19 protein-coding genes and 1 riboswitch are annotated in these 21480 nt (G+C 38.8%); of the genes, 5 read left to right on the top strand and 14 right to left on the bottom strand.

What is annotated here, in order from left to right:
- Positions 1-36: 36 nt before the first annotated feature.
- From C1A09_RS14025 to C1A09_RS13995, 7 genes are all read right to left on the bottom strand, one after another.
- Complete coding sequence (locus C1A09_RS14025; protein ID WP_101545534.1) at positions 37-846, bottom strand: DUF3805 domain-containing protein; 810 nt, start codon at positions 844-846, stop codon at positions 37-39.
- 100 nt (positions 847-946) lie between these two features.
- A complete protein-coding gene (locus tag C1A09_RS14020; protein ID WP_370448210.1) occupies positions 947-2128 on the bottom strand; it encodes a hypothetical protein in 1182 nt (393 codons plus the stop codon).
- 138 nt (positions 2129-2266) lie between these two features.
- Positions 2267-2893, bottom strand: coding sequence for a hypothetical protein (locus C1A09_RS14015; RefSeq protein WP_101545285.1), 627 nt, complete (start codon positions 2891-2893; stop codon positions 2267-2269).
- A gap of 5 nt (positions 2894-2898) precedes the next feature.
- Complete coding sequence (locus C1A09_RS14010) at positions 2899-4056, bottom strand: DUF4934 domain-containing protein (RefSeq protein WP_101545283.1); 1158 nt, start codon at positions 4054-4056, stop codon at positions 2899-2901.
- 76 nt (positions 4057-4132) lie between these two features.
- Complete coding sequence (locus tag C1A09_RS14005) at positions 4133-4489, bottom strand: hypothetical protein (RefSeq protein ID WP_101545281.1); 357 nt, start codon at positions 4487-4489, stop codon at positions 4133-4135.
- A gap of 246 nt (positions 4490-4735) precedes the next feature.
- The gene (locus tag C1A09_RS14000) at positions 4736-4972 is read right to left on the bottom strand and encodes an NVEALA domain-containing protein (RefSeq protein ID WP_101545279.1); all 237 of its coding nucleotides are present in this window, start codon (positions 4970-4972) and stop codon (positions 4736-4738) included.
- Between the two features lie 95 nt (positions 4973-5067).
- Complete coding sequence (locus C1A09_RS13995; RefSeq protein WP_180949232.1) at positions 5068-6189, bottom strand: winged helix-turn-helix domain-containing protein; 1122 nt, start codon at positions 6187-6189, stop codon at positions 5068-5070.
- A gap of 211 nt (positions 6190-6400) precedes the next feature.
- Between C1A09_RS13995 and phoB the strand changes: the two genes are divergently transcribed.
- From phoB to tnaA, 3 genes are all read left to right on the top strand, one after another.
- Positions 6401-7090, top strand: coding sequence for a two-component system response regulator PhoB (gene phoB / locus C1A09_RS13990; protein ID WP_101545275.1), 690 nt, complete (start codon positions 6401-6403; stop codon positions 7088-7090).
- Entirely contained in the window at positions 7065-8864 is a 1800-nt protein-coding gene (gene phoR / locus C1A09_RS13985; protein WP_101545273.1) for a two-component system sensor histidine kinase PhoR, read from the top strand. The genes phoB and phoR overlap by 26 nt, the downstream gene beginning before the upstream one ends.
- A gap of 320 nt (positions 8865-9184) precedes the next feature.
- A riboswitch (cobalamin riboswitch) is annotated at positions 9185-9391 on the top strand.
- A gap of 275 nt (positions 9392-9666) precedes the next feature.
- On the top strand, positions 9667-11040 hold the full coding sequence (gene tnaA, locus C1A09_RS13980; RefSeq protein ID WP_101545271.1) for a tryptophanase TnaA: 1374 nt from the start codon (positions 9667-9669) through the stop codon (positions 11038-11040).
- Positions 11041-11049: 9 nt separating this feature from the next.
- Here the strand turns inward: tnaA and C1A09_RS13975 are convergent, their stop codons facing one another.
- The 4 genes from C1A09_RS13975 to mutY all read right to left on the bottom strand — a co-directional run bounded on the left by C1A09_RS13975 (position 11050) and on the right by mutY (position 14611).
- Positions 11050-11679, bottom strand: coding sequence for a 4'-phosphopantetheinyl transferase family protein (locus C1A09_RS13975; RefSeq protein ID WP_101545531.1), 630 nt, complete (start codon positions 11677-11679; stop codon positions 11050-11052).
- 4 nt (positions 11680-11683) lie between these two features.
- Positions 11684-13015, bottom strand: a complete 1332-nt coding sequence (locus C1A09_RS13970; RefSeq protein WP_101545269.1) for a gliding motility-associated protein GldE — start codon at positions 13013-13015, stop codon at positions 11684-11686.
- 23 nt (positions 13016-13038) lie between these two features.
- Complete coding sequence (locus tag C1A09_RS13965) at positions 13039-13500, bottom strand: single-stranded DNA-binding protein (protein WP_101545267.1); 462 nt, start codon at positions 13498-13500, stop codon at positions 13039-13041.
- 70 nt (positions 13501-13570) lie between these two features.
- Positions 13571-14611: an A/G-specific adenine glycosylase gene (gene mutY, locus C1A09_RS13960; protein WP_101545265.1), complete on the bottom strand. Its 1041-nt coding sequence runs from the start codon at positions 14609-14611 to the stop codon at positions 13571-13573.
- A gap of 175 nt (positions 14612-14786) precedes the next feature.
- Between mutY and C1A09_RS13955 the strand changes: the two genes are divergently transcribed.
- Entirely contained in the window at positions 14787-15062 is a 276-nt protein-coding gene (locus C1A09_RS13955; RefSeq protein ID WP_101545263.1) for an HU family DNA-binding protein, read from the top strand.
- Between the two features lie 283 nt (positions 15063-15345).
- Positions 15346-16920 carry an Rne/Rng family ribonuclease gene (locus tag C1A09_RS13950; RefSeq protein ID WP_101545261.1) on the top strand — a complete coding sequence of 525 codons (1575 nt, stop codon included), beginning with the start codon at positions 15346-15348 and terminating at the stop codon, positions 16918-16920.
- Positions 16921-17029: 109 nt separating this feature from the next.
- On the opposite strand, the gene C1A09_RS13945 is transcribed toward C1A09_RS13950, so the two are convergent.
- The 3 genes from C1A09_RS13945 to C1A09_RS13935 form a co-directional block, all read right to left on the bottom strand.
- Complete coding sequence (locus tag C1A09_RS13945) at positions 17030-18202, bottom strand: iron-containing alcohol dehydrogenase (protein ID WP_101545259.1); 1173 nt, start codon at positions 18200-18202, stop codon at positions 17030-17032.
- A 121-nt stretch (positions 18203-18323) separates the two neighbouring features.
- A complete protein-coding gene (locus C1A09_RS13940) occupies positions 18324-20450 on the bottom strand; it encodes a polysaccharide lyase family 8 super-sandwich domain-containing protein (RefSeq protein WP_180949231.1) in 2127 nt (708 codons plus the stop codon).
- A gap of 85 nt (positions 20451-20535) precedes the next feature.
- Positions 20536-21471: a phosphoinositol dihydroceramide synthase gene (locus C1A09_RS13935; RefSeq protein WP_370448208.1), complete on the bottom strand. Its 936-nt coding sequence runs from the start codon at positions 21469-21471 to the stop codon at positions 20536-20538.
- Between the last annotated feature and the right edge of the window lie 9 nt (positions 21472-21480).

Genomic DNA, 21480 nt, shown 5'->3' with positions numbered 1-21480 from the left:
TTGATTATTGAAAGTTTGTAATTGATAATTAATTGGTTAGGAGAAGAGAGCTTGATAAGTTTCCGCCAAGTTACAAGGCCTGCCGGCTTTTACTTTACTCCACACTAATTTCATAGGATCTATCAGAGCACCGGTAGCAACATTCAAAAGTACAGGTGCTTCGCGATTACCATCAATCAACGTACGCCACTCCATACCGTCTACCTCATTAGTCACAATAACACAAAGGGTGATGCCCATTGCCAACCATGCTTCTTTTTTTTTAGCACCGATACTGCCGCTATCAATGATTTGCTGCATGTTGGCAATATCTTCCTCCTGTCCCTGAAAATCTTTTTTCAATCGCTCTTTAACCGTGGTACTTACCCACTCGTAAGCTTCATTAATCTGATATATCTCAGAAAGACGCACGGGAATTATCTCAGCCGGATATTTCAGGTTCTCCTTACGTAACTCCAGAGTAGCAATTACTTTTTCCGCTTCAGTTACCGGTTGTCCTTTTGAGACGGTGAACGAACACTCAAAAGCGACATCATCGATACCCGTAACCCAAAGATGAGACGTATAATATTCCCCCTCTTCTTCGAACATTTCTTTACTATATGCGCAATCCAACCCACCCACTTTGACAAGAGTGGCCGAAGGGTTTTCTTTCAATTCCTGCCGAAGCATCTCCCTACCGTATGTCGCATTGCCTTTATATGCCGAAATGCGGAAGTTACCGGTCCATTCATTAGGGTTATAAAACAGGAAGGAGCCTTCTCCGTCCTCAAATTCGTTCCAATCAGCCGGATATGTCATGGAGAACCATGCCCCCGGAGAAATAAATTTCTTACCTTGTTCCATACTTAATTGATAATACTCGCGAAGCATCCCTTCTTCACTATTTCTTGCAAAAGTAACATTACCACCGTTGATATGCAAACAATCGAAACAAAAAGCAATACTATTTCCCTATCGGCTGTATCTTTCTCCGGACGTCTTTTGAAATCTCCAGAAACATATAATTCAGTTTCCCAGAGTGAATGCCCTCCTCATTCTGCATATACTTATTATTGGCATACTCCTTGGATTTATCGAAAGTGATACGCGACATTTGGTTTTGTGATTTTCCAATCATTGTAGAGTCCAATTGCTCATCCGGAAAGAAATCATCCAAATCAACATCCCCTATCATGGTTGTTTCAAGAAAATTCATGTCTTTATGATTGGAGTCGGTATAATATCCCACAAACATGTGTCCGGGAGTACGCACCAGTATCGGTTCGATGTTGATGGCGCGAAGCAACGAAGCGAACAAAACACTACCGTCCACACAGTTTATCTGTGAAGACTGCAAAGCATCATCAAACGTGCGGACACGTTGTGAAAAAACCACATTGCTGGACAAACTTGTATTCGACACCGAACTATAACGGAACTTACGTTTCTGCAACACATTCCATAAAGCATACACCTGCTTATCCACTACTTCGGCTCCACCCTGATAACCCAAAAAACGGTTTACAATACGAGTATCCAACGCCTCACGCAGCAATTGGTCTATCATCGGGTTTTCTTCATTAACGTATGCGGCAAAAAAGATACCGGTATCATGAAATCTTGTACCGTTCGTCACATATCCTAACAAGCATTCATTGATACTACGTACAGAAAATGTGCGTACACGCTGTCCAAGCTCTTTTCCATTCATTTCTACTGCGACAGCCACACTGATAGGTTCTGCCTGGCTATTGTTTTTCAACGCCTCATAATTCCAGATAATATCAGGATAAATAATGTACTCCGTTCTGGGTTTCTCCAATACAAACTCCGATACAGAACGGGAGAAGAAGGGAGTTTCCGCAACCTCTACCCTCACCTTACTATAAGGCTTTCCTGAACGTATCCTGACCGCAACACACGATTTCGGATTTCCCACATACATCGAATCCACCGGAACTATGACCTGCGCATCCGTGGTAGCTACCGACAAGATGCTGGAAGGGAAAATATTTCCTCCCAATTCATCCGCTATTTCAAAACCGGAACGAAACGGAGCCACATTCAGCCAAATAGAACCGAGCACCACTATTGCTAAAACAACTATTACTATCGGCAAACGCCATTTATGAGACCCTTTACACATATCTATCAGCTTCTTCATACGACTGTTTATTTATCATACAAAGATATAACAATTTATTTCATGTTTTTCCTGTATCACTATTGAATATACGTCTGTATAAACAATACGTTGCATCTTTAAGGGAAACGGCTATAATTATCATAAATTCATCCAATATTTCATATAAATAGAATGTAAATATTTATCCGTCAAATCTATATATTCACTTTGAGGAACAAACATATTATTAACTCTCCTATTACGCGACAATACAAAAAAATAAGGTACACCAATATCGGTCAATACAGAATCTAACTTCAATCCTATATCATAAATATCAAATTTTATTTTATTTACTTTTTTAAATCGTCTAATATATCCTTTGTTCTGAGAAGTAGTAAATAAAGCAATATTTTCTATTCCAACAGAATCCATATATAAATTCAATTTACTGATTAAACTATCCACACAAACATCACAATTCATTTCCGAATAACGTAAAATTAACATGTTGTCAGTAACAATCTTGGATATATTTTTTTTACACCCATATATATCCAAAACTGAAGCATCTGCATTAATACTAGTCCCATTAAGAAATATCTCATATGCCCTACATTCTTTTAAAGCTTCCATTTGACCTATCTCCAAATCAGATTTCTTTTTTAAATCATATATAAACTCTTGATTTTCAACAATTATACCATAACGAATATAATTATAAACACTAATCACTACTAATACAATAACCAATAAACCAACTAATACAATTCTGCCCTTTTGCATTTCCCCTAATTTTTAAAATACCATTTCAATAATACCGGATTCGAATCTTCATTTATCGTAGAAACCAATAAATCCATCTTTTCTTTATTATAATGACTTTTACATTTATCCTTAACAACATTCCAATAGGACAATAGAAAATCAGATGAATATAATGCAAAAAAAACATTATTATCCGCCGTTGCAAAATCATAAACAGGAATTCCCCCTAAAGCATTAAATATCATTTGTTTCCCTACCACAACCTTAGATGTACGTTTATCATATAATATATATCTAAAATTACCATCAATATAATATCCCAATAAATAATTTTCCGTATGTTGTACAAACTCCAAACCTTTCAAATAACGCTTCTTGTGTACATATCGATAAAGTTCTTCGTTCTTTATATTCAGTTCTTCCGGCAGACTTCTCTCCGTAAAATGAACGAGATATGAAGGAAATACTCCTTCTTTATTTATCGTATAAATTGTATCATTTAAAGGATATATCAATAAACCAGTATCATTATATTTATCAGAATATCTTTTTAAACCATACGCTGATCTCAATTTAGTCCATTCTTCTTGAAAAGAAATTCCAGGTTCAATCAGATTACCTGTATTAAAATCATAACAAAACAAATTATAACTTCCATATTTCGATTGATAATAATTTGAAATGACATAAGCAATATTATCAAACAAAACGAATTCCACTCCATGTACATCACAAGAAACTTCCCGATAAGCATCACTAAAGAAATCATATATAATATAACTATCATTGAAGGCATCTTGAACGACAATAGAATCACCTTTAAAACTGAAGTCTCCTAAAGAAGAATATCTGCCGGGACCTTTCCCAAAATTACCGATACTTTTTATAAATTTTCCCGTCGAAGAAAACATGAAAATTTTAGCGTTCGTCCTATCCGATATAAATATATAATCTTTATAATATTCGAATTTACCTATAGCAGAAATCAGACACTCATCTGTTACTTCCAAAGATATAATATCCACTGAATCATTCAATCTAACGGACAAATCCCAAAAAGCTTCAACTTCTTCAGGATTTATCAATATTTCTTTTATGTTTTCGCAAGATTCATCATCATATGTCATGGAACGACACCCACACAAAACACATGTAATAAAACAAAAAACAAATAGTTTCATAGTATATAGATAATAATTAAAGAATCAGGAGGAGCTATTCTTTCTACAAAAAATTCCCCCTGATTATTAGTAGTATTTAATAAATCTTCGTACATGAATATGGAGAACAAGAACCAGTAATTCCCTCACAATTTCCCTGTTCTCCAGGGTATGCAACGGGGATAATAACAGGAGAGCCATCATCATGATGTCCGGCAATTTCATTTACTATAATTACACATCCATACGAACGTAATGGTCCTCTTCCTCCTCCTGCATCAATTTCTGGATTTGCGAGCGCTTCTAATTTTAACAATTCCAAATCTGAAAATTTCATTTCTCCGCATATAGAGAAACCTATATTAATAGCCACTATCAATAAAAGTAAGAATATATATATTTTTTCATAAATGTTGATTTTTATAATTATTTCATCTGTGATACAAAAAATCATTTAAATATCTCATTCTTTCTATGTTTTCATCGGCGTCTTTTTTATATTAAACATTTTCTTAACAAATTATTAGGTACCTAATTGATTTTCAACTATATAAAATTCATCTAACCATCACATAATAAACAGGACATTTTATAAGTATCCTTTTCATAAACACTTATCACAGCCTACCTATATACAAACAGAAATACTCCTCCCTTATTATTAGTCCAACAACAAGCATTTCTTAAAATATTAATATATCTACCAACATTGAGTATCAAGGCCAAACCCTGAAATTACGAATTTCACTTTAGTACCAGAAGGGCAGTCCACACTTCCACTTCCATAACAATGTACAGGTACTTCATCTTCACCGGTAGCTAAAGCTTCTACATTATTCATGAATAAGTCATCAAGCTTTTTCTGCGATTGGGCGGCGTCAAAACACATTATACTCAATACATACAACAAGATTGCAAATAATCCATTTTTCTTCATAACGAAATCATAATATTATAAATTAATGATGGTGTAAAATTATGCACTATAAAATCAATCTCCTATTTTTAACGCTGACAAATGCTGACTATATATTACTTGCCAGTATCAGTCAGTACGGGAACATCTACTTCCACATCATCAGTAACTTCATTTTTTTCGATGAAATGGGGAATTATTAACTGATATTCACCATGTTCATAGTTAATCTGAAGTTCTGAAATACTCGACAATGATTTACGTAAACGACGCATTACTGTATGTACACGTTCCACAGTTCCGCTACTGTCAGGCCAAAGTGCAGCACAAATCTCCTTTACAGAAATTTTATGATATTTATTCCTAAGGAACAATACAAACAAATCAGTCACTTGAGGAGCCAATCTCCTAATAATACCGTCTTTCTTCAGCATTTTCCGCTCTACATCAAAATAAAAATCTTTACCCAACTGATAAGTGCATGATTTTTCTGTTTCCACAGGAATAACCGGAACTTCTTTCTCTATTATAACTATCTTTTCTTCAACTAATTTAAGTTTTATCCAACAATATATTTTTTTCCCGAGATAAAAAAGACTTCCTATCAAAAGCCAAAGTAAACCCACTATCAATATATACCGAAAAGACAGAATATCCCACCAATGATAAAAGATAAAACCCGTTACTTCAATTTCACAACGGGCCCCTATATAGTAAGAACATAAACTATCAGCTGGAACGGAACTTAAATTTATTTTTGAATAAGAAGAAGTTATATATCCTTCCAAATCCGTAATGGAAACTCGTGTATAAGTCTTTAGGTCAGGATTTATTGTGGTTAATAAACTATCCCATATCACATTTATAGAATCCACGTTCAAAGGATTTTCACTTAAAAGGTAAGTCAGCAAACCACGTTGAGTTTCATCTTTTACAATACTATATTGGTATTTCTCAGATGGTATTCGATATTCTTTTTCACCAAGTTCTGTTTCTATCTTTACCACATCTGGAATATTTTCTTCCAAAAAAAGTGTTGTTTCTTTATTAGTCCAATGAAAAACAGATACAGTATCCCGTTTTTGCAATTCTTGTACTAATGCTTTCCTAAATATTGTTTTCGCTTGTTCATTACATAATCGCGATTCGTTCCGATATAACAAAAAAATCATACATCCTGTAGCCAGGATACCCAATATAATCTTACTCCATAACGTTTTTTTACAATAATTTTTCATAGTACAACCAGTCATTTATAGTTTGAAAATATAAAGAATGACTGGAAAATAAATTCCCAACCACATCCTTCACTACAAATGTAATGATAATGTAACACTTATTTCATTTTCCCGTAACAAAATCACTGCACTTTTGTCGAAGAAAAGAAATAAAGTTTAACTTTGTGATAAAGGAACTGTCAGTTCCACATCACATATAAATAAAAATGCAATGAACGATTACCGGATTTTAGTAGTGGACGATGAAGAAGATTTGTGCGAAATCTTAAAGTTCAACCTGGAGAACGAAGGTTACGAAGTAGATACGGCCAATTCTGCCGAAGAAGCCCTGAAGATGGACATCAGTAGCTATAATCTTTTATTACTGGATGTAATGATGGGGGAAATTTCCGGATTTAAAATGGCAAGTATGCTGAAGAAGGATAAAAAGACCGCCAAAGTCCCCATCATATTCATTACAGCCAAAGATACAGAAAACGACACGGTAACAGGGTTCAACCTGGGCGCCGACGACTATATATCCAAACCATTCTCGTTACGCGAAGTGGCTGCACGCGTCAAAGCCGTGTTACGCCGTACACAACAGGAGGAAACGGAGCACATACCGGAACAGCTCGTTTACCAGACACTGGTGCTGGACATCATCAAAAAGAAAGTAAGTATAAATGGAGAAGAAGCCCCACTCACCAAAAAAGAGTTCGAAATTCTACTCCTATTACTGCAAAACAAAGGACGTGTATTCTCCCGTGAAGACATTTTGGGTCGTATCTGGAGTGACGAGGTATATGTTCTAGACCGTACCATCGACGTAAACATTACCCGTCTGCGCAAAAAAATCGGTATTTATGGTAAATGCATTGTAACTCGTTTAGGATATGGATATTGTTTCGAAGCAGAATAACGATGGACATTTTTTGTCTTTCAGCCGGAAGTTATTCCTTTCGGTAATTTCGTTGTTTCTTGTATTCGCCATTTGTTTCATCGCTTATCAGTATCAACGGGAAAAAGAATACAAGGTAGAATTACTTGACACGCAACTTCAAGACTACAACGAACGCCTGCAGCAAGAGATACGGGACATTCCCGACAGCCTGTGGACTCCCCTGCTGGATAATTACACATCCCGATATATAGCCGGAGACCTGCGTGTCACCATTGTGGATTTGCACGGAGACGTATTGTACGACAGTTACAATAAAATCAATCACAGCCAATTCAACAACCACATCAATCGCCAGGAAATACAAACCGCATTAAAAAGCGGAAAAGGATACGACTTGCGCCGAACTTCCGAGACTACCGGAATGCCCTATTTCTATTCTGCCACACTTTATAAAAACTATATTATCCGTTCGGCATTGCCTTACAATGTCAATCTGATAAACAGCCTGGCAGCAGATCCACACTACATATGGTTTACCGTCATTGTAACGCTGCTGTTAATGTTCGTTTTTTACAAGTTCACCTCCAAGCTCGGAACAGCCATCAATCATCTACGCGAGTTTGCCAAACGCGCCGATAAAAACGAGCCTGTAGAAATGGATATGCAATCAGCATTTCCACACAATGAATTGGGAGAAATATCCCAACATATCATCCAGATATACAAGCGTCTACGTGAGACGAAGGAAGCCTTATACATCGAACGTGAAAAGCTGATTACCCACTTGCAGACCTCACGCGAAGGTTTAGGGGTATTCACCAAAGACAAAAAAGAAATACTTGTCAACAATCTGTTCACCCAATACAGCAATCTGATTTCTGACTCCAACCTGCAAACAACGGAAGAAATCTTCGCTATCTGTGAATTCCAGAAACTTACGGATTTCATCAACAAGGCACAAAAACGTCCGTCCGGCAAGGAAGAGAAACGCATGTCCGTCAATATCAATAAAAACGGACGCATCTTTATTGTGGAGTGTATTATCTTTCAGGATTTAAGTTTCGAGATTTCCATCAATGATATTACTCTGGAAGAAGAACAGATACGGATGAAACGGCAACTGACTCAGAACATCGCCCACGAATTGAAAACGCCCGTAAGCAGCATTCAGGGATATTTGGAAACCATTGTAAACAATGAAACCATCTCCCGAGAGAAAATGCAGACTTTTTTGGAACGATGCTATGCTCAAAGTAACCGTCTGAGCCGTCTGCTACGGGACATTTCGGTATTGACACGCATGGACGAAGCCGCCAATATGATCGACATGGAGAAAGTGGACATCAGCATGCTGGTGACCAACATCGTCAACGAAGTATCTTTAGAGTTGGAAGAAAAACAAATAACTGTTGTCAATTCCTTAAAACCCAACATACAACTGCGAGGCAATTATTCTCTTCTCTATTCCATTTTCCGTAATCTGACGGATAACGCCATTGCATATGCGGGAACGCATATCCACATCCATATCAGCTGTTTCCGTGAAGATGAGAACTTTTATTATTTCAGTTTTGCCGATACCGGAGTAGGCGTATCACCAGAACATTTGAACCGCCTGTTCGAACGTTTCTACCGGGTGGACAAAGGACGTTCACGCAAACTTGGAGGTACCGGACTAGGATTGGCTATCGTAAAAAACGCCGTCATCATACATGGAGGAACAATATCCGCCAAGAACAGCCAAGGCGGAGGACTGGAGTTCGTGTTCACATTGGCTAAAGAGAAATACTGATGCATATCAGGCAATATACCCCACTATATTGAAAAACGTATATCAATCTGCTGATAAATATATATTCTCATCAGGAGAAAAGCACACCATCCTAAAGATAAACTATATCTTAGCAGCCGAGATGCAAATCTCAGCTGCCGAGATGGCCATCTTAGCCGCCAAGATATATATCCCGGCGGTTGAGACGAAGCTTAATTATGAGGTTAATATCTCCTTTAGCGTACAAAAACTATCTTATGAACGGATTTGTACCATCTTTCCAACGGTATCATCCCACTGACATTTAATATATTCATAAACTTGTTTTCTCCCAAATTCTTCTTATCTTTGCAACGCATTGGTTTGCCATTTTTTCTTTCAAAGATGGCAATTAAAAGGGAATCAGGTGCAAATCCTGAACAGTCCCGCTGCTGTAAGTTTCATGCAATGTTACAGACAACAACTCTCTATACCACTGGAAGCATGCTTCCGGGAAGGTGTTTGTAACAGAAACGAGTCAGAAGACCTGCCATGCAACCATTTATCATTGCTTTCGAGGAAAAAGCGTTGAGTCTAATGAAGCCGGACAAATCGTCCACATCATTTCATTCATCAAACCTGATTCAGAGAAAGTAAAATTACAATAAACTCTGCCAAGTTTATTTGAATAGTGTCCGGTCGAAGTGATTTCGCCCGGACATTTATTTTACAAAAAGTAAGATCAAATATTGTTTTATAGCTATTTTATAATTATATTCGGCACACAAAAAGTAATTAACCTACTTTTCAATGACCTATTGTCAAATACTAAAAAGAAAAGATTATGGAAATCCCATTTGCCGAATCATGGAAAATCAAAATGGTGGAGCCTATCTGTAAAAGTACCCGCCAAGAACGTGAACAATGGTTGAAAGAAGCCCACTATAACGTCTTTCAACTCAAATCGGAACAAGTTTATATCGACCTCATCACCGACTCCGGTACGGGTGCCATGAGCGACCGTCAATGGGCAGGAATGATGTTGGGTGATGAAAGTTATGCCGGTGCCACTTCCTTCTTCAAACTAAAAGAAGTCATCACCCGTCTGACGGGTTTTGAATATATCATCCCCACCCATCAGGGACGCGCTGCAGAAAATGTACTGTTCTCCTATTTGGTTCACGAGGGAGACATCGTTCCCGGAAATTCCCACTTCGATACTACCAAAGGACATATAGAAGGACGTAAAGCAACGGCATTGGACTGTACCATTGACGAAGCCAAACAAACACAACTGGAAATTCCATTCAAAGGCAATGTAGATCCGGTTAAACTGGAAAAAGCTTTGCAGGAACACAATGACCGTATCCCGTTTATCATTGTCACTATCACCAACAATACGGCCGGCGGGCAACCCGTTTCCATGCAAAATCTACGCGAAGTTCGTGCTGTTGCAGATAAGTATGGCAAACCTGTATTATTCGACTCTGCACGCTTTGCCGAAAATGCTTATTTTATAAAAATGAGAGAAGACGGCTATAGCGAAAAAAGCATTAAAGAGATTACTCGTGAAATGTTTACCCTTGCTGACGGTATGACCATGAGTGCCAAAAAGGATGGTATCGTAAACATGGGTGGATTTATCGCTACCCGCCGGAAAGACTGGTATGAAGGGGCTAAAAGTTTTTGTGTACAATTTGAAGGATACCTCACTTATGGTGGTATGAATGGTCGTGACATGAATGCGCTTGCCATCGGTCTGGATGAAAACACAGAATTCGATAACCTCGAAACCCGTATACGCCAAGTGGAATATCTGGCTCAAAAGTTGGATGAATACGGGATACCTTACCAACGTCCGGCAGGAGGTCACGCCATCTTTGTAGATGCCCCCAAAGTTCTGACTCATGTTCCCAAAGAAGAATTTCCGGCACAAACCTTAACCATTGAACTGTATCTGGAAGCTGGTATCCGTGGTTGCGAAATCGGTTATCTGCTTGCCGACCGTGACCCCGTTACTCGTGAAAACCGCTTCGACGGCTTGGATTTGTTGCGTTTGGCTATTCCTCGCCGGGTATATACCGACAATCACATGAATGTGGTGGCTGCCGCCCTGAAAAACGTATATGATAAACGCGAAAGCATTAAGCATGGAATACGTATCGCATGGGAAGCTCCATTGATGCGCCACTTCACCATACAGTTAGAAAGACTGTAAACAGTGATTTTACAGACTCATAGTCAGTACAAAATCCGGATATATATAATAATGAATTGAATAGTGCATTTTCTCTGCTGTACGATATTCTTCAGCGGAGAAAATGCCTTGTCGGTCTACCGTAAATGGGAAAATACGCAAATGTTCCCGGAAATCGACTTCGGAAGCATTCATACATTTAAACATCGTTTCCTTTGCCGACCAGTAAAGCAGCAAAGACCAAATATCAGTTCCCTGAAATGTTTCCGGAATTTCATCATCACGCATGAATTTATGCGATACACGCCTCACCCGTTCACCGTATTGCTCAATATCGATTCCAACCTCATTCCCCGGTGGTCCCAACAGTACTGCAACATATCCTTTGGTATGCGAAATACTGATAGAAGCAGAATTGTCCGGCAAATAAGGTTTACCGTTGGAATAATAAGCAATCTCTTTTTCTTCTCCCAACAAAGTATACAGTAACACACGAACTGCCAACCATTCCAAACGACGATGACCGGCAGCAAACCGTTGCATACTTTGCCTGTAATATTCCTGATGAGGAAGACAAACAAGCAATTCTTCCAGTGTTTCATCCATTTTCCAAATGCCCCACCGGCAGGCAAATTCTGTATTTTGAAAAAAAAGAGGCACGTTATCAGTCAAGAGTTGAATTGATTGTGAATTTCACTTTCAAGATACGACGGTTATCCATTTCGAGAACTTCAAACTCATAACGGTCATAAGTAACTTTCTCGTGAAGTGCAGGAAACTCTCCTTTCAACTCAAGCAACAGCCCTGCCAGAGTATCGGCATCGCCAGCCACCTCATCAAAGGTTTCTTCATCTATTTTGGTTATCTTATAGAAGTCCGTCAATTGCGTTTTCGCTTCAAACACCCAGGTATGGTCGTTAAGAATTGCATACGTACGTTCTTCATCATCATATTCATCACGTATCTCACCGACAATTTCTTCAATGATATCCTCCATCGTGACAATACCCGATGTACCTCCAAACTCATCCACCACAATAGCAATATGAATTTTATTCGCTTGAAAGTCACGTAACAAGTCATCAATCATTTTAGTCTCGGGAACAAAATAGGCCGGACGTATCAATGACTGCCAACGGAAATTATCGCCTTTATTCAAATGAGGAAGCAAATCTTTGATATACAACACTCCCTTAATATTATCACGTGTTTCCGCATATATCGGAATACGCGAATAAGCATTTTCTACAATACATTTCAAAACTTCTTTAAAAGGGGTACGTATTTCCAGATCGACTACATCCAGACGAGAGGTCATAACTTCTTTAGCTGTCTCACCACCAAAACGTATAATACCTTCCAATATATTATTTTCTTCAGAAAGTTCCGCTTTATCCGTCAATTCCAATGCATGAGACAATTCGTCTACCGAGATATTATGATTTTTGCGTACAAAGTGTTTATTCAGGAAAGAAGTGGAACGTACCAACAAAGAAGATAGCGGATAGAATATGGAACGGCAAACCATAATACCAGGAGCAGCAAAACGACAGAAAGCCAACGTTTTCTGCGCAGAATAGATCTTCGGCATAATTTCACCGAAAAGCAGTAACAAGAAAGTAAGAATAACCGTCAGCACAATAAACTCGGCAATCACCGAATGAAATTGAACTACATTCATAAAGAAAAAGTTACAAAGCATGATAATGGTTACGTTTACAAAATTGTTCGTAATCAATATTGTAGCCAACAACCGTTCCGTATCATCCAACAAATTACGGATTTTCTTATCTGAAGAGTGTTTTCCCTCTTCAATAGTACTCAAGTCTGATGGAGAGAGTGAGAAAAAAGCAATTTCGGAAGCCGAAGCAAAACCGGAAACAAGTAAAAGCAAACTCGCCAAAATAATAGCTATAACAGCCGAAATAGAGGGAGCATGTACGGATATACCGTTAAAAACATCTGCCAATTGGCATAAATAAGCGTCTGGGTCCAAAGAATTTGGTTTTAGTTAAACAATTAGAACGGTAAATCGTCCGTTGAATTATCTTGCGCAGGAGCATTTTGCGGGATAGGTTGCTGAGTTGCAGATTGTCCGCCCATACCAGCCTGAGGGGTATATGGAGCCGTTCCCGGCACTGTGGCACCTTTAGGTGACAACATTTCCATTACATCTACGAAAATCTCTGTGACATAGCGTTTAGCACCTGTCTGGTCATCGTAAGAACGGGTACGTATTTTACCTTCTACATAAAGTTTGTCCCCTTTATGCACATACTTTTCTGCTGTTTCTGCCAGTCCGCGCCAAAGAACGAGATTATGCCATTCCGTACGATCCGGAACCTGAGTTCCATTCTGCAAAGTATATCCTCTTTCGGTAGTAGCCAAAGATAAAGTTGCAACAGCCACACCACTATCAAGATACCTCACTTCTGGATCCCTACCGACATTTCCCAACAATATCACTTTATTTACTGACATAAGCTTGTTATTTTAATTTGCTGCCAAAATTAACGAGAATAACAACATCATGCAAGAATACAGACAACTTTTATACATATTTCTCAATGAATGCATGTACCAGACGTGATATCGGATATTGTCCCAAATCTTCGGTTCTGATACATTGATAACCCGAAAAAGATTGTGACGTTTCAGGCAAAACCACTTCATAAAAGTTCGTATAAATCACCCGGTGTGACAAAACATGTTTCACATTCCGGAGAATAGAACGGACTTCGGGTTTCTCTCCTTCTGCAAAAAGTGAACGGAACTGAGAACTTTTCACAAAGTCTTCTTCCGATAAATCTGCCTCTGTCTCTATCAACGGCAGTTCGAACAGGTTTTTCCAAATGTCGTTTTCCGTTCGTTTATGTATAAAAGTACACGCACCCATGCGTACATATATATAATTAAAATAGCGATTGCTCGTTTTCGTTCTATGTTGTTTTACAGGTAATTTCATCACCTGGCCTTTTGCCAGAGCCGAGCAACTGTCTGCCAAAGGACAAAACATACAATTAGGAGATTGCGGCGTACACTGAATAGCTCCGAAATCCATTATGGCCTGATTGTAAATGGCAGGATGTAATTTATCCAACATTTCGTCTGCCAAAGTTGCAAACAGCCTTTTCCCTTCCGTAGAATCTATAGGAGTATCAATACCAAAATAGCGAGAAAGTACCCGATACACATTACCATCAACCACCGCATAAGGTTGATTGTAAGCAAAAGAACAAATCGCGGCGGCCGTATAGTCTCCTACTCCCTTCAATGCCCGTACTTCCTGATATTTTTGGGGAAAGACACCATTCATACTCTTAGCAGCAGCATACAAATTACGGGCACGAGAGTAATAACCCAGTCCCTGCCAATACTTCATCACTTCATCCTCCGAAGCTGAAGCCAAAGCTTCTACATCGGGAAAACGACGTATAAAACGAAGGAAATAATCATACCCCTGCACCACTCTGGTCTGTTGCAGAATAATTTCAGATATCCATATCTGATAAGGATCAGTAGTCTCCCGCCAAGGTAGTTCACGCTTGTTTTCCTCATACCAATCCAGCAATGTTTCAGTCAATATACTCATGTTGAAAACAGCATTTTAAGAAGACAAAAGTACTGTTTTTCAGTCTAAGAAAACTTAATGCCGCGACTTTTTTAGAAAATTGTCCGAAATATATTTTTTAGAGCCACGGAAAAGCTATATATTTGCAGTCCAAAAAATTAGGAAACAATAGTAATAATATTTTTTTTTAAGAGAAATGACTAAAGCTGACATTGTAAACGAAATTACAAAGAGCACCGGAATTGACAAAGTGACAGTACTTGCAACCGTTGAAGCGTTCATGGACGCAGTGAAGGTATCTTTATCAAAAGATGAAAATGTTTACCTCCGCGGGTTTGGTAGTTTTGTAGTGAAAAAGAGAGCACAAAAAACCGCTCGTAATATTTCCAAAAACACTACTATTATCATTCCGGAACATAACATTCCGGCTTTCAAGCCTGCTAAAACATTCACCATCGCTGTGAAGAAATAATAAACAATAGTATTAACCCATAAAATTTGAAGCTATGCCAAGCGGAAAGAAGAAAAAAAGACATAAAATGTCTACGCACAAGCGTAAAAAAAGACTAAGAAAGAACAGACATAAAAGCAAAAAGTAATTTTTAGTCTGACGGACAAAATAAAGAACAAACTTGTGAAGCATATTATCTCGCGAGTTTGTTCTTTGTTTAAAAGAACAAAAGTAATCAGTAACAAGTAGCATTCTTTGCTACCAATTACTGACTGCTAAATAATAATTAATTAAAGCAATTATTGTGACAAGCGAACTCGTTGTAGACGTACAGCCTAAAGAGGTTTCCATCGCACTGCTCGAGGATAAGAGCCTGGTGGAACTCCAAAGTGAAGGAAGAAACATTTCCTTTTCTGTGGGCAATATGTATTTGGGGCGTGTCAAAAAACTGATGCCCGGCCTGAATGCATGCTTCGTGGACGTGGGTTACGAGAAAGATGCTTTTCTTCATTATTTGGACTTAGGTCCTCAATTTAACTCGTTAGAAAAATACGTAAAGCAAACTTTAAGTGATAAAAAGAAATTAAATCCTATTACAAAAGCGACCATACTTCCCGACCTTGAAAAGGATGGAACCGTATCCAATGTACTTAAGGTGGGACAAGAAGTAGTGGTGCAGATTGTCAAGGAACCCATCTCTACCAAAGGACCGCGGCTGACTTCCGAACTTTCCTTTGCCGGAAGATATCTCGTACTGATTCCTTTCAATGATAAGGTTTCTGTATCACAAAAAATTAAATCAAGCGAAGAACGTGCCCGCCTAAAACAGCTGCTGATGAGCATCAAACCGAAAAATTTCGGTGTCATCGTGCGTACTGTTGCCGAGGGGAAACGGGTTGCAGAGCTTGATGGAGAGCTTAAAGTATTACTGAAACATTGGGAAGATGCCATTACTAAAGTACAGAAGGCTACTAAATTTCCGACTCTGATTTACGAAGAAACAAGTCGTGCCGTAGGACTATTACGTGACTTGTTTAATCCTTCTTTCGAGAACATCCATGTAAATAATGAAGCGGTGTTCCACGAAATAAAAGATTACGTAACACTTATCGCCCCCGAACGGGCAGGAATTGTAAAACTGTACAAAGGAGAACTTCCTATTTACGACAATTTCGGTATCACCAAACAGATCAAGTCATCATTCGGTAAAACCATTTCATATAAAAGTGGTGCCTACCTGATTATTGAGCATACTGAGGCGCTTCACGTAGTAGACGTGAACAGCGGTAACCGCACCAAGAATGCCAACGGACAGGAAGCCAACGCACTGGAAGTGAACCTGGGAGCTGCCGATGAACTGGCCCGCCAATTACGACTAAGAGATATGGGTGGTATCATTGTAGTGGACTTCATTGACATGAATGAAGCCGAAAACCGTCAAAAGCTTTACGAACGTATGTGCGCCAATATGCAAAAGGACAGAGCACGTCATAATATTCTGCCACTCAGCAAATTCGGTTTGATGCAGATTACCCGTCAACGGGTACGTCCAGCAATGGATGTAAATACTACAGAAATTTGTCCTACTTGCTTCGGCAAAGGTGCCATTAAATCGTCCATTCTCTTTACGGACACTTTAGAGAGTAAAATTGACTATCTGGTCAACAAATTGAAGATTAAAAAATTCTCGTTACACATCCACCCGTACATCGCTGCCTATATCAATCAAGGCCTTATCTCCCTGAAACGAAAATGGCAAATGAAGTACGGATTCGGTATCAAGATTATTCCCAGCCAGAAACTTGCGTTTCTGCAATATGTATTCTACGACCCGCAAGGGGAAGAGATTGACATGAAGGAAGAGATCGAAATCAAATAAAAAAAACGGCGGAGCAAGATTAATACTCCGCCGTCTTTTTAAAACAAAATATCATTTTTCCTAAATCTCCCTGCACATGTAGTTTCTAATGAAAGCCTACAATACCTTATCACAACGCCAAACGATAAATCTCTTTACTATTCTCTTTTGTCAATTTCACATAATTGCCAACTAACTCGCCTTTATTACGATGTAGGTTATCTGCCAAACGATCGATATCAGGATGATCAATACCCAATTCTTTAAAGTTGACCGGCAACCCCATATAACGGAAGAAATGTTTTAATCGGGAAATACCAGTCAATGCCATTTCTTCTAAATCATCTGATTCGGGTACATTAAAAATACGGTTGGCAAACTGGGCTATTTTTCTCGGATTATGCTCTGCCATGAAAGTCATCCAGGCCGGAACAATCACTGTTAAACCTGCACCATGTGTCACATTGTAAATAGCACTGACTTCATGTTCCAGAAAATGGGACGCCCAATCTTCTTCACAACCTACACCACAAATTCCATTATGAGCGATAGTACCACACCACATAATATTGGCACGCGCACCATAATCACCGGGATTTTGTTTCACACAATAAGCCTCTTTGATAATAGCCAGCAAAGTACCTTCACAAATACGATCACTGATTTCCACATCTTGCGTATTGGTAAAGTAACGTTCCATAATGTGTACCATCATATCGGCAATACCACAGGCTGTTTGAAAAGGCGGCAATGTATAAGTAAGTTCAGGGTTCATAATAGAAAAAACAGGACGCAACAACTCTGGCACCCGAAGGCTTAATTTTTGAAGAGTCGCAACTTTTGTTATTACCGAATTTCCAGATCCTTCACTGCCCGCAGCTGGAATAGTCAGTACAACGGCTACTTTCAAAGCTTTCGTTACTTTTGCCTTACCAATAAAGAAATCCCAGAAATCACCCTCATAAGGCACGCCAGCGGCAATTGCTTTAGCAGTATCAATCACCGAACCACCGCCAACCGGAAGAAGCATATCTACTTGCTCACGACGGCAGATATCAATGCCTTCATATACTTTTGTATCAACCGGATTGGGCTGAATACCACCCAACTCACAATATTCAATATCAAATTCCTGCAGAGATTGTTTCACTCTATCCAATAAGCCACTCCTCACTACAGAACCGCCACCGTAGACAATCATTACTTTCCGTGCACCATATTTTTGTACCAGTGCGCCAACCCGAGTTTCCGTTGCCTTGCCAAAGACAAATTCGGTAGGACTATAAAAGACAAAATTATTCATACTTACATTTAAGTATATAGATACATTAAATTAATATATAATTGATAACCCCTTTATTCATCTAAAGTAACTTCACCTTAATAAGCTACATACGTACACCATCTTATTCTTCATTACAAAGTTATAATTTTACTTTCACACTCCTACCCGCATATTCATTTTGGGGCAAGTCGATTGCATAACGTTGCAACACTCCACTCCCGCTATTAATTGAAAGATGAATAGTCTTTAAAAGTCGGGTAGGATCGGAAACAAGCAATTGAGTAACATTACCTGCCGCATTGTATTTTAACATTACCAATCCGGGAGAATCAATAGTAACAGATAGATTGCCGGTGATATGAACAGTACCATGTTTATAAAATACGGCATAAGCTATACGTAGTCCATTGTGCCTCACAGCCTGAAGTTCAGACGTATTAGTCAAGACAGAGACAGGAAGAACATGTACATAGTCTTCCATTTCATAGTGGTTAACCGAAGGTACCACTATATACTCATAGCTTGCATTTTTACATTCTTTACCATGGTTCAAAGCAAGAGTAAATACATCGCATTTCACCTCTTCGGCAGAAACACTCGTCTGCTTATTGGCAATAGTCCAACTACCCGTTTTTTCCTGATTAAGCAAAAAAACAGCGGACTTTTCGGGAAACACATAACCTACGTTATCATGGTTTACCCATTCCACTTTAGGAATATTAACGGCACCTCGAGATTGAACATGTGCCCCATGTCCATCTTTCACATGAACTTCCCCCGAAAGCACGCATTGATTTATAGTTGTTGACACAGGACGGCCCTTCACTCTCGAGGTAATACCACTACCTAAACAAACATATTCCTTGTCGAAGAAGAAATAAGATTTCTTGGCTGTTAAAGCGGTATGCGGACTTTTAAATTCAAAACCTACTGCACCATACATATCATCGGAAACAGCACCCACAAATTTAGTCAACCCCCATTTCTGCACATTTTCTTTCAACGGCATAGTATCCAACTGTACGGTGGTAGTCCCTGGTATTTTCATCCAGTCATAAACAGGTATCACATTTTTATATTCATCGCCCTCCAAAGAAAGGTAATTCGTTCCATCACCACGAAAATGATTCATTATTCCCTCACCATTATAGGGCTCTTCCATATTGGCATTACGCTCGGAATACATACGGACCGAAGTGTAGAAATTTGGACGCTGATAAACGAAATGGTCGGTACACCAAAAGAATTTCGCATACGATTGTGGAATTACATTTTCTCCTTCCCGGGCACGGACTACAGTTTCCAATTCGGCTTTTCTATAATCAGTAAGAGTCAATATATTCTTAACGACATCCGCACTCCACACCACAGCCTTACCAGGACGGGTGATATCACGATTTCCTATTCCAGGATCTGAAATCATGCCATAAATCATCTGCTTGCATATACCATCAAGATAATAATCTACAATCAGACGAATAGAGTCTTGTGAAAAGCCGAAACGGGTACCATTTACTAAAGTAGCCCACTCTACAAAAGCATTACCGTATCCCACACCATAAGTCAGTGTATTATTTACCCGGTCTGCCCTATGATGAAAACTGTAATCATATTGTATTCCTATTTTAGTAGAGAATTTTATTTCACTCTCTATCACCTTAAGTAACATCTCCACTTCCTCTACATTCCTTTTATACAAGGCAGCTTTAGCCTGTATACCAGCTATTTTAATACGATCACCGCTCGGACGAGCCCCCGTAGCATTGATATTTCCACGGCTTATGATTTGTAACATTTTATCAGACTGTTCTTTAGATAAATCCTTGTCCATGAGTAAAAGTATAGTCACCATACGTGCAGGCGTGTCAATCTGATTATTCCACCAATTATCACAAATAAAGTCATGTTCAAGCCAATATGCCATCGATTTATCAAAAGCCTGCTTCAAACTTCTTTTTCCCCGAAAAAGTGATCCCGGTTTCTTATATGCTATCGCTAAATTCACCATATTAGCCAAATGCCTTGCATGCTGAAATCCTGTTCTAGACACATCTACATAATCTATTCCAGGCCATGTACCATCAGCACGCAGTGTTTGTAGCAGGTTATCCACTATATTCCCGTTGACATTAGTAGATATTATCCGTTCTATACACCTCTTCCGTATTTTTTCTATATCCGAATCGTTTTTACCTATTATGCTCTGAGCACACAACAAAAATATAATGCACCCCAACAACCTGGCCAGACTTTTTTCAATAAACATACAGTTATAATTTTTTGGTAATAAAATCACATCAGACATAACCGTTTATTCATAAATGGGAATTTATATATTTATGATTAAATTATCATTTGACGTACTGAGCGTATCTTTCAAAGAAACGTTTGAATGCACCCCACTTCATCAAGCCTTTCTCAAAAACCAGAATACCCAGCAAGGCGCATGAGATACCAAGCATTACATCAATCAGATAATGATGACCAGAATAAACAGCTGTCCACCAGATACCCACCATGATAAATGCGAATAAAGCTATCAACCATTTCTTGCAATGTCCCATAGCGGCGTATGCTAAAGCAACAACCATATAAGCTGCATGCAACGAGGGTACAGCAGCAAAGACATTGGCATTACGACCATAAATAGAGTGGAAAATAGAACAACCCAACAGTTCATCGAAACGTCCCAATCCCGCCACATTACCCGGGGTATCAAGTACCGGTTCGAAACCATAATTCATTGCATACCAAGGAGGTGCAGCCGGGTGTATATAATATCCGGCAAAACCAATGAGGTTCACCAAAAGGAAAACCATTGCAAAACGCAAATATACTTTCCGTTCTCCCTTCCAATAAAGCCATAAGCCAAAGGCAATGGGTACAGGTACCCAACAAAGATAGAATATCCCCGCAAAGAAATCTCCTATCGTACAGTGGTTCTGTGCAAAATATTCGCAAGGTATCAATGTTGTCCCGTTGATTGAGATACCGAACAAAGATTTCTCTGCCTCATATAACCCTTGTACATCAATCGGATTTACCTGATAATTAGGATATACCCGCATCCAATCGTATGATATACCGAAAATAATAAATGGCAGTAATGCCACTGCCAATTTACGGGTAGTTTTTCCTGCAAAGAACAGTACAAAAAAAAGCCCAGACATCAGAAAATGCTCCGTACGAAGACCAATACAAACTGCCGTCAATATCAAGAAAAGTCCCGTTATGACAACCACCAGAACACCCTCCTTCACAGAGGGAAAGAATTTATCACTCACCATTTCATTTTT

This window comes from Bacteroides cutis, assembly GCF_900241005.1.
In the GTDB taxonomy this organism is placed as follows: domain Bacteria; phylum Bacteroidota; class Bacteroidia; order Bacteroidales; family Bacteroidaceae; genus Bacteroides; species Bacteroides cutis.
This window is presented reverse-complemented; position numbering and strand designations above follow the sequence as displayed.

What these genes read in the sequence shown, in the direction of transcription:
- C1A09_RS14025 (WP_101545534.1), bottom strand. Translation starts at nt 846, where the DNA reads ATGGAACAAGGTAAGAAATTTATTTCTCCGGGGGCATGGTTCTCCATG.
- C1A09_RS14020 (WP_370448210.1), bottom strand. Translation starts at nt 2,128, where the DNA reads ATGTGTAAAGGGTCTCATAAATGGCGTTTGCCGATAGTAATAGTTGTT.
- C1A09_RS14015 (WP_101545285.1), bottom strand. Translation starts at nt 2,893, where the DNA reads ATGCAAAAGGGCAGAATTGTATTAGTTGGTTTATTGGTTATTGTATTA.
- C1A09_RS14010 (WP_101545283.1), bottom strand. Translation starts at nt 4,056, where the DNA reads ATGAAACTATTTGTTTTTTGTTTTATTACATGTGTTTTGTGTGGGTGT.
- C1A09_RS14005 (WP_101545281.1), bottom strand. Translation starts at nt 4,489, where the DNA reads ATGATTTTTTGTATCACAGATGAAATAATTATAAAAATCAACATTTAT.
- C1A09_RS14000 (WP_101545279.1), bottom strand. Translation starts at nt 4,972, where the DNA reads ATGAAGAAAAATGGATTATTTGCAATCTTGTTGTATGTATTGAGTATA.
- C1A09_RS13995 (WP_180949232.1), bottom strand. Translation starts at nt 6,189, where the DNA reads ATGAAAAATTATTGTAAAAAAACGTTATGGAGTAAGATTATATTGGGT.
- phoB (WP_101545275.1), top strand. Translation starts at nt 6,401, where the DNA reads ATGAACGATTACCGGATTTTAGTAGTGGACGATGAAGAAGATTTGTGC.
- phoR (WP_101545273.1), top strand. Translation starts at nt 7,065, where the DNA reads ATGGATATTGTTTCGAAGCAGAATAACGATGGACATTTTTTGTCTTTC.
- tnaA (WP_101545271.1), top strand. Translation starts at nt 9,667, where the DNA reads ATGGAAATCCCATTTGCCGAATCATGGAAAATCAAAATGGTGGAGCCT.
- C1A09_RS13965 (WP_101545267.1), bottom strand. Translation starts at nt 13,500, where the DNA reads ATGTCAGTAAATAAAGTGATATTGTTGGGAAATGTCGGTAGGGATCCA.
- mutY (WP_101545265.1), bottom strand. Translation starts at nt 14,611, where the DNA reads ATGAGTATATTGACTGAAACATTGCTGGATTGGTATGAGGAAAACAAG.
- C1A09_RS13955 (WP_101545263.1), top strand. Translation starts at nt 14,787, where the DNA reads ATGACTAAAGCTGACATTGTAAACGAAATTACAAAGAGCACCGGAATT.
- C1A09_RS13945 (WP_101545259.1), bottom strand. Translation starts at nt 18,202, where the DNA reads ATGAATAATTTTGTCTTTTATAGTCCTACCGAATTTGTCTTTGGCAAG.
- C1A09_RS13940 (WP_180949231.1), bottom strand. Translation starts at nt 20,450, where the DNA reads ATGTTTATTGAAAAAAGTCTGGCCAGGTTGTTGGGGTGCATTATATTT.
- C1A09_RS13935 (WP_370448208.1), bottom strand. Translation starts at nt 21,471, where the DNA reads ATGGTGAGTGATAAATTCTTTCCCTCTGTGAAGGAGGGTGTTCTGGTG.